Source organism: Mycobacterium sp. SMC-16, from assembly GCF_046250085.1.
GTDB lineage: Bacteria > Actinomycetota > Actinomycetes > Mycobacteriales > Mycobacteriaceae > Mycobacterium > Mycobacterium phocaicum.
On the sequence record NZ_CP176427.1, the window covers coordinates 5656732 to 5673456 of the forward strand.

The 16725-nt window shown below is 66.7% G+C and carries 11 protein-coding genes and 2 pseudogenes; all 13 read left to right on the forward strand.

The features are described from left to right. Positions 1-195: 195 nt before the first annotated feature. The 13 genes and pseudogenes from istA to ACJEIK_RS27625 all read left to right on the forward strand — a co-directional run bounded on the left by istA (position 196) and on the right by ACJEIK_RS27625 (position 16708). Positions 196-1740: an IS21 family transposase gene (gene istA, locus ACJEIK_RS27565; protein ID WP_109558051.1), complete on the forward strand. Its 1545-nt coding sequence runs from the start codon at positions 196-198 to the stop codon at positions 1738-1740. Between the two features lie 54 nt (positions 1741-1794). Next, positions 1795-2550, forward strand: coding sequence for an IS21-like element helper ATPase IstB (gene istB / locus ACJEIK_RS27570; RefSeq protein WP_074360265.1), 756 nt, complete (start codon positions 1795-1797; stop codon positions 2548-2550). A gap of 486 nt (positions 2551-3036) precedes the next feature. Beyond that, on the forward strand, positions 3037-3825 hold the full coding sequence (locus ACJEIK_RS27575; RefSeq protein WP_409430654.1) for a hypothetical protein: 789 nt from the start codon (positions 3037-3039) through the stop codon (positions 3823-3825). Between the two features lie 12 nt (positions 3826-3837). Next, the gene (locus tag ACJEIK_RS27580; protein ID WP_160109707.1) at positions 3838-4002 is read left to right on the forward strand and encodes a hypothetical protein; all 165 of its coding nucleotides are present in this window, start codon (positions 3838-3840) and stop codon (positions 4000-4002) included. A 15-nt stretch (positions 4003-4017) separates the two neighbouring features. Further along, positions 4018-4608 (forward strand): hypothetical protein, encoded by a 591-nt coding sequence (locus ACJEIK_RS27585; RefSeq protein ID WP_061000565.1) that lies wholly within the window; start codon positions 4018-4020, stop codon positions 4606-4608. Between the two features lie 118 nt (positions 4609-4726). Continuing rightward, positions 4727-6190, forward strand: coding sequence for a DDE-type integrase/transposase/recombinase (locus tag ACJEIK_RS27590; protein ID WP_071289796.1), 1464 nt, complete (start codon positions 4727-4729; stop codon positions 6188-6190). 38 nt (positions 6191-6228) lie between these two features. Continuing rightward, positions 6229-6576, forward strand: a pseudogene (locus ACJEIK_RS27595) (AAA family ATPase); the annotation flags it as partial. A gap of 122 nt (positions 6577-6698) precedes the next feature. After that, positions 6699-8105, forward strand: coding sequence for an IS1380 family transposase (locus tag ACJEIK_RS27600; RefSeq protein ID WP_061003426.1), 1407 nt, complete (start codon positions 6699-6701; stop codon positions 8103-8105). 85 nt (positions 8106-8190) lie between these two features. Further along, positions 8191-8703, forward strand: a pseudogene (locus ACJEIK_RS27605) (ExeA family protein); the annotation flags it as partial. Positions 8704-8872: 169 nt separating this feature from the next. Beyond that, the gene (locus tag ACJEIK_RS27610; RefSeq protein ID WP_409430655.1) at positions 8873-9649 is read left to right on the forward strand and encodes a DUF4185 domain-containing protein; all 777 of its coding nucleotides are present in this window, start codon (positions 8873-8875) and stop codon (positions 9647-9649) included. A 183-nt stretch (positions 9650-9832) separates the two neighbouring features. Then, positions 9833-10168: a hypothetical protein gene (locus ACJEIK_RS27615; protein WP_409430656.1), complete on the forward strand. Its 336-nt coding sequence runs from the start codon at positions 9833-9835 to the stop codon at positions 10166-10168. 94 nt (positions 10169-10262) lie between these two features. Then, positions 10263-13517, forward strand: a complete 3255-nt coding sequence (locus ACJEIK_RS27620) for an arabinosyltransferase domain-containing protein (protein WP_409430657.1) — start codon at positions 10263-10265, stop codon at positions 13515-13517. Positions 13518-13528: 11 nt separating this feature from the next. Continuing rightward, a complete protein-coding gene (locus ACJEIK_RS27625; protein ID WP_409430658.1) occupies positions 13529-16708 on the forward strand; it encodes an arabinosyltransferase domain-containing protein in 3180 nt (1059 codons plus the stop codon). Positions 16709-16725: the final 17 nt, after the last annotated feature.

The following is a 16725-nucleotide window of genomic DNA, read 5'->3' on the forward strand; positions in this document are numbered from 1 at the left end:
AATGGCACATCTGTCAGCGGTCACGTATTTCCCCAGGTTTGAGGGGTTGTCCGTCACGTAATTCCCCACCCTGGCTGTCACGTAATTCCCCACCCTGGGCGGTGTGTCTGCCTGGTGTGGGCCTCGTTTACCGGTTCGCTCTGCATCCATCTGATGGTGGATGGAAGGGCGCTGATGGCGAGGAGAAGTATCGTGATGCTCGATTTGGTCGAGTTGTTCACCCACTGGCACGCGGGCCGTTCGCAGGTCCAGTTATCGGAGTCGCTGGGCATTGACCGCAAGACCGTCCGCAAATATTTGGCTCCGGCGGTCGCGGCGGGTATCGGCCCGGGTACGGAGCCGCTGACCGCGCCACAGTGGTCGGAGCTGATCGGCGGGTGGTTCCCGGAACTGTCCGATCCTGCGGCGCGGGCGCTGACCTGGCCGCTGATCGAACCGCACCGGGACCAGATCAAGACCTGGCTCGATGCCGATGTCACGATCGCCACGATCGCTCAGCGGTTGCGGGACGAGCATGCGGTAGCGGTGTCGGAGTCCTCGGTTCGGCGTTGGATCGCAACACATTTCGCGGAAGAGGTGGCACGAGCGAAGGTGACCGTGCCGCGCGGGCCGGTCGAGCCGGGCAGTGAAGCGCAGATCGACTACGGTCGCCTGGGCATGTGGTTCGATCCCGCGGTGGGCCGCCGGGTGGCGGTGTGGGCGTTCGTGATGGTGTTGGCGTGTTCGCGGCACCTGTTCGTGCGCCCGGTGATCCGGATGGACCAAACCACCTGGTGCGCTTGCCATGTCGCGGCGTTCGAGTTCTTCGGCGGGGTCCCGGCCCGGTTGGTGTGTGACAACCTCAAGACCGGGGTGGACAAACCCGACCTGTATGACCCGAAGATCAACCGCGCCTATGCCGAGCTGGCCACCCACTACGGCACCCTGATCGACCCGGCGCGGGCGTTCAAACCCAAAGACAAACCCCGCGTCGAACGGCCCATGCAATACATCCGGGATTCGTTCTGGCGCGGCCGCCAGTTCGACGGGCTGCCCGCGATGCAAACCGACGCCCAGCGCTGGAGCATCGAGGTGGCCGGGGCGAGGTCGTGTCGGGCACTGGAGGGCGCGCCGCCGTTGCGGGTGTTTGAAGCGATCGAAGCCAGCGCGTTGATCGGGTTGCCGCCCAGAGTATTTGAACTGTCCACCTGGTCGATCGGCACCGTCGGCACCGACGCGCACCTCAAGGTCGGCAAGGCGTTGTACTCGGTGCCGTGGCGGCTGATCGGGCAACGCCTGCATGCCCGCACCGCCGGCGACGTGGTACAGGTCTTTCACGCCGATGCGGTGGTGGCCATCCACGTGCGCCGCCCATCGGGGCGCTCGACCGACTTCGCCCATTACCCGCCGGAGAAGGTCGCGTTCGCGATGAAAACCCCGACCTGGTGCCGGCGCACCGCCGAACTGGTCGGCCCGGCCTGCGTCGCGGTGATCGCCGCGTTCATGGCCGACAACGCCATCCACCATCTGCGCGCCGCGCAAGGAGTGCTCGGGCTGCGCGACAAACACGGCTGCGACCGGTTGGAGGCCGCGTGCGCCCGCGCCATCGCCGTCGGTGACCCGTCCTACCGCACCATCAAAGGCATCCTGGCCGCCGGCACCGAACACGCCGGCGACGAACCGCCCGCCAGCACCGGCGCGGCGGGGGCGTTTCTGCGTGGCCCCGACCAGTTCGGCACCGATACCGGCATCATCGCCTGATCGTCACCAATTCCACACTGCTGCAACATAATCAACCTTCAAAGGAAGCCCACCATGTCTATCTGTGATCCGGCGCTACGCACCGCGCTGCGCACCCTGAAACTGTCCGGCATGCTCGACACCCTCGATGCCCGGCTCGCCCAAACCCGCGACGGCGGCCTCGGCCACCTCGAATTCCTGCAAGCCCTCTGTCAAGACGAGATCGCCCGCCGCGAATCCGCCGCTCTCACACGGCGATTGCGCCGCGCCAAGTTCGAAGAACAGGCCACCTTCGAAGACTTCGACTTCACCGCCAACCCGAAACTGCCCGCCGCGATGCTGCGCGACCTGGCCGCCCTGCGCTGGCTCGACGCCGGCGAATCAGTCATCCTCTACGGCCCCGTCGGCGTCGGCAAAACCCATGTGGCACAAGCACTCGGACATCACGTAGCCCGCCGCGGCGGGGACATCCGCTTCGTCAAATGCGCCCGCATGCTCGCCGACCTTGCCGGCGGACACGCCGACCGCACCATCGGCCAGCGCATGCGCGAGTACACCCGGCCCCTGGTACTGATCGTCGATGACTTCGCGATGCGTGAGCACACCACCACCCAATCCGACGATCTCTACGATCTGGTCTCCGACCGGGCCATCGCTGGCAAACCCCTCATCCTGACCAGCAACCGCGCCCCCAAAGACTGGTACCCGCTGTTCCCCAACCCCGTCGTGGCCGAATCCCTACTCGACCGACTGATCAACACCAGCCACCAAGTCCTCATGGACGGACCCAGCTACCGACCCCGGAAACGACCCGGCCGCACCACCACCTAGACAACGCCCGCCCCGACCGGTAAGACCAACACGAGGCCCACACCTGGGGAATTACGTGACAGCAACCCCTGGGGAATTACGTGACCGACGACACATCAGGGGGCGCCATGTCAGAACCATTGCGGGTCACGCCCGCAGAACTTCATGCGGCCGCGAACGACCTGGACGACCACGCTCGGTCTTTCGCATCGGCTCATGAGTCCGCGCAGTCCAACGCTGCCGGAGCGAACTTGGGGTCAGGGCTAGCTTCCGCTGCTTTGGCCGGGATGCTCGAGGTCACAGAAGACCATTCCGTAGAGGCCGCGACGAAATTCGCCCACCACTCCGAGGCTCACCGTGGCGCTGCACAGGCCTACACCGCCGCCGACGCTAGCGGTGCACAACATATCGACAGCTCCGGGATCTAAATCACGGTGGGACTGAGCCTGCGGGAGATGTTATTCCTCCCCCCCCGAAGTCGACGACCTCGCAAAATCTGTGCACGCGATGTCCGAGAACCACGCCAACTCCGCAGACTTCTACCGGGGATTGGTGAAAGTCTCGACATGGGAAGGGTCTGCTGCTGCGACGGCGAAAGATTCGATTCTCGCCGCGGCGAAACACCACGACGCGACCGCAGCTGATCTGAAGACGGCGGCCTCATCAATGGACCGCTGCGAAACCGAATCGCAGAAGGTATCCAATATGGCCCGAGCCCTGCTGAATTTCGCCGCGCAGGTGCCGCAAGTCGAAGTCAATATGGACACAAATGCCGTCGTTCCGCCCGACTTGAGCCTTTACACCCCCGAGGTCGCACAGAAGCTGTCGGAGAAGGTAGCCGACTTGGAGGCTCAGATTGCCGACACCGTGGCAGCGAGTGATGTGGTGGACTCCGACCTTGCGAAGGCCATGTCACTGATTTCGGGAGTCCCGGTTCGCCCGGCTCCGCAAGCGCCTCCGCCAGCACTGCCACCGCTGGCACCTGGGCAATCGCGGAATCTCGGGCCTGTTGCCGGGACCGGTGCTGTACCGGGCATTCCTGGAATCGGAGCCGCAGACCTAGGTGAACCCGTGCAACTGCCGGACGGTCATTGGGTGCAGATTTTCGGTGACTCGTTCAGGGATCCGAAGGTCGGTGGACCTGACAACCCCCACTTCCCGTCGGTCGCAGTTCCTGTCACGTTCGATAAGCAGGGGCGACCGCACTACGGACTGCCGCTGACCGGGCCGGACGGAAAAAGCAATCTACTGTTCCCACTCCCGAAAAATGACCAGTTGCCTTTGGACAAGTGTTGACCGTCTCTCTGGATGGCTATCACGGGGTGGCCATTCGTCATTGATCTTGCCGATGTGATCGGTGGCGTGGCCCGCCGGCTTGAGCTTGGTGGTGTGCACCATCAGTGTGATGAGGAACTGATGGGTGCGCGGCACCCCGCCGAAGTCTTGGCGGGCTCGCAGGGTGCCGCGCTGTAGTGCACGGAGGCACTGATGGTGACGGTAGAGGCTGATCTGGTCTGCGTCGAGTCCCGGTTGGCAGCTGGCCAGATCAGCTGCCCGGCGTGCTCGCAGGGTGTTCTTGGCGGCTGGGGATTCGCCCGCACTCGCCGTGTCGTCGGTCTGGCCGGTGCGGTTCGGCCGCGGCGGGCGCGGTGCCGGTCGTGTCTGGTGACCCATGTGTTGTTGCCGGTCACGGTGTTGCTGCGTAGGGCTTATGCGGCACAGGTGATTTGGGAGTCTTTGTCGCTGCGCGGCCACGGGCAGGGGTATCGGCAGATCGCTGAGCAGTTGCGGGTTCCGGCGGCCACGGTCCGCGGCTGGCTACGTCGGGCCGGCGGGCGACTTGAGGCGGTTCGGGCGCGGTTCCTCATGGTGGCGGTTCGAGTCGGGATCGATGTGACGATTCCCGACGAGCGGAGCAGTCCCTGGGGTGACGTGGTGGCGGCGGTCAACGCCGCGGCGGCGGCGATCCGGCAGCGGTTCGGACCGGCCGGATTGGTGGGCGCGGTGACGCCGGCACAGGTGCTGGTCGCGGTCAGCGGCGGCCGGCTGCTCTCACCGGGCTGGTCCTGGATGCGGTAGGTCCGGTACGCAACACCAGTTGCCTCTGACGCGGCGCGGCGTGATCGGTGATCCTCGCGAAGGCACCTGCCCGGCATTGGTTTCGGGCAGGGCCTTCGACTGCGAGGAGGGCACTGCGGTGTCATTGGAGGAGCACAAGCGTCGGGAGCGGGCCCAAGCGATCGGACTGTTCCGGTATCAGCTGATCTGCCCGGCGCTGGACGAGGGGTTATCGACCCGCCAACGGGGTCGGCTGGTCCGCGAGATCGCCGAACGTCGCCATATCGACCCGTTCGGCACCCAGGTCCAGATCGCGCGAGCCACCCTGGACCGTTGGATCCGTCGCTACCGGGCCGGCGGGTTCGAAGCGTTGGTGCCCGAGCCGCGCCGGCTGGCCACCCGCACCGATGTCGGGGTGCTGGAGCTGGCCGCCTCGTTGAAGCGGGAGAATCCGTCACGCACCACCGCCCAGGTGGCCCGCATCCTGCGCACCGCGACCGGATGGGCACCCTCGGAATCGACCCTGCTGCGCCATTTCCATCGCTGCGAGCTGATGGGCCCGGCCGCCGGTGGCGCCAGGGAGGTGTTCGGCCGGTTCGAAGCCGCCGACCCCAACGAACTGTGGGTCGGCGACGCTCTGCACGGTCCGCGGGTCGGTGACCGCAAGACCTACCTGTTCGCCTTCCTCGACGACCATTCTCGGTTGGTGGTCGGTCACCGGTTCGGGTTCGCCGAGGACACCGTGCGTCTGGCGGCCGCGCTCAAACCCGCGCTGGCCGCCCGCGGCGTGCCAGCCTCGATTTATGTCGACAATGGTTCGGCGTTCGTCGATGCCTGGCTGCTGCGGGCGTGCGCGAAACTCGGTATCCGACTGGTACATTCGGCGCCCGGGCGCCCGCAGGGACGGGGCAAGATTGAACGGTTCTTCCGCACCGTGCGTGGGCAGTTCCTCGTTGAGGTCACCGACACCACCACCGAGGACCTCGCCGCCGCCGGGGTCGACCACACCGGTGCGCTGTTGGAGCTCAACCGGCTGTTCATGGCCTGGGTCGAGACCGAATACCACCGCCGCACCCATACCGAGACCGGGCAATCCCCACTGGAGCGCTGGGACACCGGCTGGGACCGCCTTGGTCACACTCCGGAGTTGCCGACGGCGGCGGATCTGACCGAGGCGTTCTTGTGGTCGGAATTTCGGGTGGTGACCAAGACCGCCACCGTCTCCCTGCATTCCAACACCTACCAGGTCGACCCCGCCCTGGCCGGGCGCCGCGTGGAGCTGGTGTTCTCCCCGTTCGACCTGCAGACCGTCGAGGTCCGCCACCGCGACCAGAGTTTCGGTGCCGCGACACCGCACACCATCAGCCGCCATGCCCACCCGAAAGCCCGACCCGAGACCGTCGAGACCCCGCCGGCAACGACGGGGATCGATTACCTGGCGTTGACCGCTGCCGCCCATCACGAGCAGCTGCGTGAGGATGAACGTATCGGCTATCACGCCCTCTACGGAACCGACTCCGACGGCGACCAGGTCGCCGCTCAGCTCTCGATCACCGACCTCGCTCCCACCGAGGACGAGTTCGAGGACGGGGTGTCGGCGTGAGTATTCAACGGTTGCAATCACATTGGGGCTTCACACGGATGCCGTTCGGGCGGGATCTGGCGCCGTCGATGCTGCACCGCCACCCCGGCCACAGCGAAGCGATCGCCCGCATCGGCTGGTGTGTGGACCAATGCGCCATCGGCGTCATCACCGGCGAAGTCGGCGCTGGCAAAACCGTCGCGATCCGCGCGGCAGCCACCTCCTTGGATCCGGCGCGGCACGTAATCATCTACCTCGCCAACCCCACCATCGGGGTGCGCGGCATGCTCACCCACATCGTGGCCACCCTCGGGCACACCCCGGCGTTTCACACCGCCCGGCTGGCTCCCCAAGCCGCAGACGCCTTGGCCGCCGAGCACGCTGAACGTGGCCGCAACCCCGTGTTAGCCCGGATTTTTCACGAAAAGTTGTGAGTTTCGGGGTGTAGATAAGCGAAAGTGCCTGTCCTGCAAGGAATAATTGGACTTGTCTAAGGTTTCAATCGTTCCAGCGGGAAGGCACTTCGCGGGTGAAGAATATCGCGGTTACACGACGGGTGAAAGTGTCAGCTGACGGTCACGGGGTCGTGTCGCATGCCGGGATGGGCATGCTGCGCGAGCTCGCCGACCGGACCGGCCTATCGGCGCAGGTCACCGCCGCGTTGGCCGACACCTACCGCGGCCCGTGGGTGTACGCGCCCGGAGAGGTGTTCGCTGATCTGGCGGCTGCAGTCGCCGACGGCGCGGACTGCATCGACGCAGTCGGTCAACTGTGCGGTGACCGTGAACACGTGCTCGGGGCGAAAGCCTCGACGACCACGATGTGGCGGCTGATCGATCAGCGGATCGACGCCGCCCACCTACCTGGGGTGCGTGCTGCCCGGGCCGCGGCGCGGGCGGCGGCCTGGGCTGCTGGCGCCGCCCCCACCACCGAGGGCTGGCTGCATATCGACATCGACGCCACCCTGGTCATCGACCATTCCGACAACAAAGCCGGGGCTGCCCCGACCTGGAAGAAGACGTTCGGGCTGCATCCGTTGCTGGCGTTTCTGGACCGCCCGGAGATTGCCGGCGGGGAAGCCCTGGCCGGGCTGCTGCGAGCCGGTAACGCCGGCTCCAACACCGCCTCCGACCACGTCATCGTCCTGCACCAGGCCTTGGCGTCCCTGCCGCCGCGGTGGCGGCCCGACCCCGACCATCCCGATCATCGGCAGGCACCGAAGGTGTTGGTGCGCTCCGATACCGCCGGAGCCACCCACAGATTCGCCGATGCGTGCCGCGCCGCGGGGGTGGGGTTCTCCTTCGGCTACCCGGTCGATGTGCGGGTGCAAGACGCAGTCGACACCCTCACCCTGGGTGATTGCTGGTATCCGGCGATCGACACCGACGGTGGTATCCGCGACGGCGCCTGGGTCGCTGAGGCCACCGACCTGGTCAACCTCGCGTCCTGGCCGACCGGCACCCGCCTCATCCTGCGCAAAGAACGCCCCCACCCCGGCGCCCAGCTGCGGTTCACCGACGCCGACGGCATGCGGGTCACCGCGTTCATCACCGACACCGGAGCTGGTGTCATCGCCGGGCAGGTCGCCGGGCTGGAGTTGCGGCACCGTCAGCACGCCCGCATCGAGGACCGGATCCGCGAACTCAAAGCCACCGGCCTGCGCAACCTGCCCTGCCAGTCCTTTTGGGCCAACGCCGCCTGGCTCGAAATCGTCCTGGCCGCAACCGACCTGGTCACCTGGACCCGGCTCATCGGATTCACCGACCACCCTCAATTGGGCCGCTGCGAAGTTCAGACGTTCCGCTACCGGGTCCTGCACGTGGCCGCCCGCATCACCCGCAGCGCCCGCCAAACCCAGCTACGCATCGACGTCACCTGGCGATGGGCCACAGCGATCGCGGCCGCCTGGCACCGCATCCGCACCGCCTTCGGCTGACCCGCCGGCCTACCTGACCCGCCGACGACGAAAGACCTACTGGCCCTGGGAAAGCCCGCCCACCCGGCGACACGGGACAGATCAACCACGCCACCACACGAAAACCACTACCCAACAGCACAACTCGGCATCAGACCGAGCCCACAACAATCACCACGAAAAATCGAGGCTAGTCGTCGATGAAGCCCACCTGCTCGACAACCATCAACTCGAAGCGATCCGGCTGCTGACCAACCACGACATGGACAGTGGTTCACCGTTCGCCGTGGTCCTGGTCGGGCAACCCACCCTGCGGCACCGACTGCGTCTGGGTGTTCTGGCCGCGTTGGATCAGCGCATCGCCGTGCGCTACACCCTGCCCGGCATGACAGCGGCCGACACCGCCGACTACATCGGGCATCACACCAAGATCGCCGGCCGCTCCGATGCGCTGTTCGCCGACGACGCGATGACCCTGATCCACAACGCCTCCCGTGGACATCCGCGTGCGGTCAACAATCTCGCCCTGCACGCGCTCACGGCCGCGTTCGCCGCCGGGCACTCCATCGTCGGGGAGAAAGCCGCCCGCATCGCCATCAGCGAAACAGCAACCGACTGAACCCGATCCGCTTCACCACGGCGACGACCACGTCACCGCGACGAGGATCCCGTCACCGAGATCACAAACGCCCCGCTCGCCACAGTCGAGCGGGGCGTTCTCATCAGTGCATCGTCATCAACACCGATGACGCCGACATCGTCATCTTCAACGACGGCCAACAGACAAGTTGCCAAAGGGCTTCGACATCAACAACTACAAGTACACGCTGCCGGCAGGATCGTTCCAGGCAAACGGCAAGAGCTACATGATGGTCGTCGCCACAGACGGGCACCTTCAGCCCATTGGTGGGTCGTGGATGGTCGAGGTAAATAACGACCCGGCAAAAGGCTGGCAAATGATTCCGGGCAGCTATCGTGCGTGGGATTCGGTGCCAGCGCCGACGAAGGACGAGCCGTGGCGGGTACAGGGAGTACATGGGAACCCTCCGTCGCAAATCAGCGCCTACCAGGGATCGGACGGAAAGGTTCACATCGCCGCGGATTCGTTCGACCGCAGCCGTGGCATCACCATGTATCAGGTCGACAACCCTGCTGACGCTTGGGACCGAAGCAAGTGGAGGCCTCTTCTGGGCGATGGCACATACGGTGACGCAGGGCAATTGTCGAGGGCTGAAATCAGCCAAGGAAACAGGTTCGGTGAACTCAGCTTCCGCGAAGTCGAAGGGCGGCCAGTCTTGTCGGGCTTCAACCAATCAACTTTCGGCACCGAAGTTCGTGTCGGCGACGAAAGCAATCCGGCACGGATATTCGATGGACGTCCGACGGTCGTAGCGCCAGGTGGACGATGGGAAGACAACATTCCCGGCCAGTACCCTCAGAATTACGGCGGCTACATAATGCCCGGTTCGACGCTGAACAACTTGAACGTCCTCATCAGCCAGTGGAACACGACCACAAACGACACATATACGGTCGAACAATTCCAAGTAAATCCGAACCGATAGGAACGAACAGTGCTTGCCAGATCTTTCGCTGCAGCTCTGAGCGCTACTGCGACCGCACTACTGACGGCTTGTGCAGCCCAGGCCGGTCCGCCGGCGTTCCCGGATTTGAGCAAGTACACACCAGTGAATCCTGCCGAGTACACCATTGAGCTAGCCAATACAGGTGGCCCCTCAATCCCTGTCGTGTATTTCGTAACCCCCGATGGCATTCCGTGCACTTTCACGGACGGATCAGCGGGATGCATCGGCGACAACCTGCCCGGGATTCAAAGCAAGGACAAGAACCCCTACACCTACGTCGACACCGTGAGTGGAATCCAGCGCGCCGGCTCGACCCAATTCGTGAACAACTCGGTACACGGCACGCCGATCAAGCAGCTCCCCCCGATGCACTCGATTGCGGTCGGTGGCGTGACCTGCGGGGTTGACGGAGCGGGCCTGACCGCGTGCAAAGACTCCGAGAACGAGGGCTTCATCCTGTCGCCGTCGTGGTCAGGCTGGCTGAAACACACCGGATAGCGGGACCGAGCAACGGTCACATTCCGGCCAACTAGCTCGACATTCCCCATCAGTGGGCCAGGCCACATATAACTGTCGCCTAGTCTTGAGCCTCGTGCCTGCCAGGACTGCCCGTCTCGTCGCGATCATCGCGGGCCTTGCCGGTCTGCTGCTCTGCGCGCTGACCCCACTGCTGCCCGTCAAGCAGACGACCGCGACCATCTTGTGGCCCCAGGCCCCAAATGCCAGCGGAAACGTCTCTGACCTCACCGCCCCGCTGGTGTCCGGTGCACCGCTTGCGCTGGATGTCTCCATCCCGTGCGCGGCCATCGCGACGCTGCCCGCCGAGGGCGGTCTGGTCTTCTCGACGATCCCGCCCGACGGCATCGACGCCAGCCGCAACGGCCTGTTCGTGCGGGCCAACACCGCCGACGTCGTCGTCGCGTTCCGGGACACCGTCGCCGCGGTCGCCAAGCGGTCCGACGTCGCCGCAGGGAAGTGCAGCAATCTGCACCTCTGGGCGACCAACGGCGGAGTCGGCGCCGACTTCATCGGCCTGCCCGGAGCCGCTGGCACCGGCAGCGTGGAGAAGAAGCCCCAGGTGGCCGGCATCTTCACCGGCCTCAAGGTGCCGGCGCAGCCGGGCTTGTCCGCGCGCGTCGACGTCGACACCCGGTTCATCGTGGTCCCCACGTTCGTGAAGTCGGCCGCCATGGCGCTCGGCGTGCTGCTCACGCTGGTGTCGATCGTCGCGCTGGCACTGCTGGACCGCCTGGACGGCCGCCGCGTGCACGACGGCTGGCAGCGCTTCTGGAAGGTCGGCCGCTGGCACTGGCTGGCCGACATCGCGGTATTCCTCGGTCTGGCCGGCTGGCACCTGATCGGCGCCATCTCATCCGACGACGGTTACAACCTGACCATCGCGCGGGTCTCCAGCCAGGCCGGTTACGTCGCCAACTACTTCCGCTACTTCGGCGCCTCCGAGGCACCGTTCGACTGGTACCAGTCGGTGCTCGCGCACATGGCGACCGTCAGCACCGCGGGCGTGTGGATGCGACTGCCCGCGCTGCTGGCCGGCATGGCCACCTGGACACTGCTGTCCCGCTGGGTGCTGCCGCGGCTCGGCCCCGGCGCTCGCGGCGTCTCGGCGAACGCCATCGCGGTCTGGACCGCGGCCGCGGTGTTCCTGGCGGCCTGGTACCCGTTCAACAACGGCCTGCGCCCCGAGCCGCTGATCGCCTTCGGCGTGATCGCGACCTGGGTGCTCATCGAATACGCCATCGCCACCCGGCGCCTGGCCCCCGCTGCCGTCGCGATCATCGTGGCGGCATTCACCGCGACGACGGCGCCGCAGGGCCTGATCGCACTGGCCCCGCTGCTCGTCGGCGCCCGTGCGCTGGTCCGCACGGTCCGCAGCCGCCGGGCCGGCACGGGCCTGCTGGCCCCGATCGCGACGCTGGCCGCGTCGGCGTCGCTGATCCTGACGGTGATCTTCCGAAACCAGACCCTGGCGACCGTCGCCGAATCGGCGCGCATCAAGTACACCGTCGGCCCGACCATCTCCTGGTACCAGGAATTCCTGCGCTACTACTTCCTCACCGTCGAGGACAGCGTCGACAGCTCGATGACCCGCCGGTTCTCGGTGCTGATCCTGCTGCTGTGCCTGTTCGCCACCCTCGCGTTGCTGCTGCGCAAGGGCCGGGTCCCCGGCTTGGCCAGCGGTCCGGTGTGGCGTCTGCTCGGCAGCACCATGCTGGGCCTGCTGCTCCTGCACTTCACGCCGACCAAGTGGGCCGTGCAGTTCGGTGCGTTCGCCGGGCTGTCGGGTGCTTTCGGTGCGGTCATCGCGTTCGCGTTCGCGACGGTCGGACTGCACAGCCGGCGGAACCTGGCGCTGTACGTAACGGCACTGCTGTTCGTGCTGGCCTGGGCGACGTCCGGGATCAACGGCTGGTTCTACGTCGGCAACTACGGCGTGCCGTGGTTCGACCGGCAGCCCGTGCTGGCCGGTCACCCCGTCACGTCGATGTTCCTGGTGCTCGCGATCATCTCGGCGCTGCTCGCCGGCTGGCTGCACTTCCGCATCGACTACGCCGGCCACACCGAGGTCGCCGAGACGCGCCGCAACCGCGCGCTGGCATCGACGCCGCTGCTGATCGTCGCAGTGATCATGGTCGTGCTCGAGGTCGGTTCGATGGCCAAGGGCTTCGTGCAGCGCTACCCGCAGTACACGACGGCCCGCGCCAACCTGGACGCGCTCGGATTGTCCGACAAGAGCTGCGCCATGGCCAACGACGTGCTGGTCGAAGCCGACACCAACGCCGGCACGCTGCAGCCCGTGCCCGGCCAGACCTGGGGCAAGTACGGACCGCTGGGCGGCGAGAACCCCGTCGGCTTCACCCCGAACGGCGTCAGTGACTCGCTCGCCCCGCCGCACCCGGTGGTCGCGAACCCCGGCACCGTCAACTCCGACGGGTCGCCCAACAAACCCAACGTCGGCGTCGCCTTCGCAGCCGGCACCGGCGGCGGCTACGGCCCGACGGGCGTCAACGGCTCCAATGTGTTCCTGCCGTTCGGTCTGGACCCCGCCCGCACCCCGGTGATGGGCAGCTTCAAGGAGAACGGCGTCGCCGCCAAGGCCACCTCGGCCTGGTACCAGCTGCCGCCGCGCAGTGCCGACCGGCCTCTCGTCACCGTCGCCGCCGCCGGCGCCATCTGGTACTACGACGAGGAGCACGAGTTCCACTACGGCCAGTCGCTCAAGCTGCAGTGGGGTGTGCACCGGCCGGACGGCAGCTACCAGGCCCTCGCCGAGGTTCAGCCCATCGACACCTTCGCTCAATACGCCTGGCGCAACCTGCGGTTCCCGCTCGCCTGGGCGCCGCCGGAGGCCAACGTCGCCCGCATCGTCGCCGACGATCCCAACCTGTCGGAAGACCAGTGGTTCGGGTTCACGCCGCCGCGGGTCCCGACGCTGCAGAGCGCGCAGCAGTTCCTCGGGACGCAGACGCCGATCCTGATGGACATCGCCACCGCCGCGAACTTCCCGTGCCAGCGCCCGTTCTCCGAGCATCTGGGTGTGGCGGAGCTGCCGCAGTACCGCATCCTGCCCAACACCAAGCAGGTCGTGGTGTCGTCGAACATGTGGCAGTCCGCGCAGAAGGGTGGCCCGTTCCTGTTCATCCAGGCCCTGCTGCGGACGTCGACCATCCCGACGTACCTGCGCAACGACTGGTACCGAGATTGGGGCTCCATCGAGCGGTACGACCCGGTGGTGCCGCCGTCCGTGGCCCCGCCTGCAGCGATTGACCAAGGCACCATGACCGTCAACGGCTGGAGCCGCCGCGGCCCGATCCGGGCCCTGCCATGACCGGGACGGGAATGAACGCACAGCAAGTCAAGGTCACCCGGTGGGTGGCGATCGTCGCGGGCCTGATCGGCTTCGTGCTGTCGGCGCTGACGCCGCTGCTGCCCGTGGTGCAGACGACCGCGCAGCTGAACTGGCCGCAGCAGGGTCAGTTCGGCAACGTGACCGCGCCGCTGATCTCGCAGACGCCGGTGACGATGACGGCGACGATCCCGTGCGACGTGCTGCGGACGCTGCCGCCGTCGGGCGGGCTGGTGTTCGGCACGGTACCCAAGGACGGCAAGCAGGCCGCGCTCAACGGCTTGCTGGTCAACGTGTCCAGCAGCCGCGTCGACATCACCGATCGCAATGTGGTGATCGCCAGCGTGCCGCGGCTGAAAGCCATTGGTAATCCAGGTTGTTCGCGCATCGAGATCATCTCCGACAAGAACGGGACGTTCGCGACGTTCGTCGGCCTGACCGGTACCGACGGCAAGGAACTGCGCACCGGGTTCGCCGACCCGAACCTGCGGCCCACCGTCGTCGGTATCTTCACCGACCTGAAGGGCGCTGCACCGCAGGGGCTTTCGGTGTCCGCAACGATCGACACCCGGTTCATCAACCGGCCGACCATCATCAAGTACACCGCCATGTTCGGCGGTATCGCGGCGACCATCGTTGCGCTGCTGGCCCTTTGGCGGCTGGACCGGCTCGACGGGCGCCGCATGCAGCGCCTGATCCCCAGCCGTTGGCGGACCTTCAACATCGTCGACGGCGTCGTGGTCGGCGGGTTCCTGCTGTGGCATGTGTTGGGCGCCGGGTCATCTGACGACGGCTACATCCTGCAGATGGCGCGCGTCGCGCCGCACGCGCAGTACATGATCAACTACTTCCGCTGGTTCGGCAGCCCCGAGGACCCGTTCGGCTGGTACTACAACGTGCTGGCCCTGATGACGCACGTCAGCGACGCCAGCATCTGGATTCGCCTGCCGGACTTGATCTGTGCGCTGATCTGCTGGCTGCTGCTGTCGCGCGAAGTGCTCCCCCGGCTCGGGCCCGCGGTGGCGGGCAGCAAGGCCGCCATGTGGGCCGCGGGCCTGGTCCTGATGGCCGCGTGGATGCCGTTCGACAACGGCCTGCGTCCCGAGGGCCAGATCGCCACCGGCGCCCTGATCACCTATGTCCTCATCGAACGCGCCATCGGCACCAGCCGGCTGACGCCGGCCGCCCTGGCCATCATCAGCGCGGCGTTCACCCTGGGCATCCAGCCCACCGGTCTGATCGCCGTGGCGGCCCTGCTCGCCGGTGGCCGCCCGATCCTGCGCATCCTGGTGAAGCGGCGCCGCGAGGTCGGCACGTGGCCACTGATCATGCCGCTACTGGCCGCCGGCTTCGTGGTCCTGACGGTCGTGTTCGTCAATCAGACTGCGGCAGGGGTGTTGGAGGCCACCAGGATTCGCACCGCGATCGGCCCGAGCCAGGCCTGGTACACCGAGAATCTGCGGTACTACTACCTGTTCCTGCCGACGGTCGACGGCTCGATGACCCGGCGCTTCGGCTTCCTGCTGACCGCGCTGAGCCTGTTCACGTCGATGTTCATGATCCTGCGGCGCAAGCGGGTTCCCGGCATCGCGCGCGGCCCGGTGTGGCGCCTGATGGGCATCATCTTCGCCACCATGTTCTGCCTGATGTTCACCCCGACCAAGTGGGTGCACCACTTCGGCCTGTTCGCGGCCGTGGGCGCCGCGATGGCGGCGGTGGCCACCGTGCTGGTGTCGCGTTCGGTACTGAAGTCGGCGCGCAACCGCATGGCCGTCACCTCGGCGGTGCTGTTCCTGCTGGCGCTGGTCTCGGCCACCACCAACGGCTGGTGGTACGTGTCGAGCTACGGCGTGCCGTTCAACAACGACATGGTCGCCGTCGGTGGCATCAAGCTCAGCACGATCTTCCTGGTGCTGTTCGTGATCACCGCGCTGTGGGCGTTCTGGCTGCACTTCAAGAGCGACCGCCCCGAAGGCCGCCTCACCCGGCTGGTCACGGCGGCCCCGATTCCCCTCGCCGCCGCGTTCATGGTCGTGGTGTGCGTGGCGTCGATGGCCATCGGCGCGGTGCGCGAATACCCGACGTACTCGAACCTGGCGAGCAACCTGCGGGCACTGAAGGGCGGCTGCGGGCTCGCCGACAACGTCCTGGTAGAGCCCGACTCGAACGCCGGGTTCCTGACGCCGCAGGCCGGCGACTACGGGCCGCTGGGCGCGTTGGGCGGCGCGGGTCCCGTTGGCTTCACTCCCAATGGCGTGCCGAATCGCATTGTGGCCGAAGCAATTCGACTCGACTTCCCGGTGTCGGGTACCGACGCCGACTGGGATGCCGCAGTCAAGCTGACGACCCCGGGCATCAACGGGTCGACGGTGCCGCTGCCCTACGGTTTGGACCCCGCGCGGGTGCCGGTCGCCGGGACGTACACCACCGGCCCGCACTCGCAGGCCAAGCTGACGTCGGCCTGGTACGGCCTGCCCGCCGCTGATGCCGCGCATCCGCTGGTCGTCGTCACCGCCGCCGGCACCATCACCGGGAACAGCTCGCTGAAGGGCCGCACCGAGGGGCAGACCGTCGAGCTGGAGTACGGCCGCACCGGCCCCGACGGCCGCCCCGTGCCGGGCGGGCGGGTCGTGCCCTACGACATCGGCCCGACGCCGTCGTGGCGCAACCTGCGCTTCGACCGTCGCCAGATTCCGGCCGACGCCACGTACGTTCGCGTTGTGGCGGTGAACCTCTCGCTCAATGAGGGCGACTGGATCGCCGTCACCCCGCCGCGGGTGCCCGAGCTCAAGACCGTCGAGCAGTTCATCGGCAAGACCCAGCCGGTGTTGATGGACTGGGCCGTCGGCCTGGCGTTCCCGTGCCAGCAGCCGATGTTGGTGCGCAACGGCGTGACCGAGGTGCCGAAGTTCCGCATCACCCCGGACTACACCGCCAAGAAGCAGGACACCGATACCTGGCAGGACGGCATCAACGGCGGCCTGCTGGGCATCACCGACGTGCTGCTGAAAGCCCACGTGATGTCGACGTACCTGTCCGACGACTGGGGCCGGGACTGGGGCTCGCTGCGCGCGTTCACGACGGTCGTCGACGCGACGACGGCCGAGCTGGACCTGGGCACCGCGGTCCACAGCGGCCTGTGGTCACCGGGCAAGATGCGAATCAAGCCGTAGCTCGCCGCGCCGAATGG

Coding starts and splice junctions, on each gene's coding strand:
- ACJEIK_RS27585 (WP_061000565.1), top strand. CDS start 4,018: ATGGTGACGGTAGAGGCTGATCTGGTCTGCGTCGAGTCCCGGTTGGCA.
- istB (WP_074360265.1), top strand. CDS start 1,795: ATGTCTATCTGTGATCCGGCGCTACGCACCGCGCTGCGCACCCTGAAA.
- ACJEIK_RS27625 (WP_409430658.1), top strand. CDS start 13,529: ATGAACGCACAGCAAGTCAAGGTCACCCGGTGGGTGGCGATCGTCGCG.
- istA (WP_109558051.1), top strand. CDS start 196: ATGCTCGATTTGGTCGAGTTGTTCACCCACTGGCACGCGGGCCGTTCG.
- ACJEIK_RS27580 (WP_160109707.1), top strand. CDS start 3,838: ATGGCTATCACGGGGTGGCCATTCGTCATTGATCTTGCCGATGTGATC.
- ACJEIK_RS27575 (WP_409430654.1), top strand. CDS start 3,037: ATGTCCGAGAACCACGCCAACTCCGCAGACTTCTACCGGGGATTGGTG.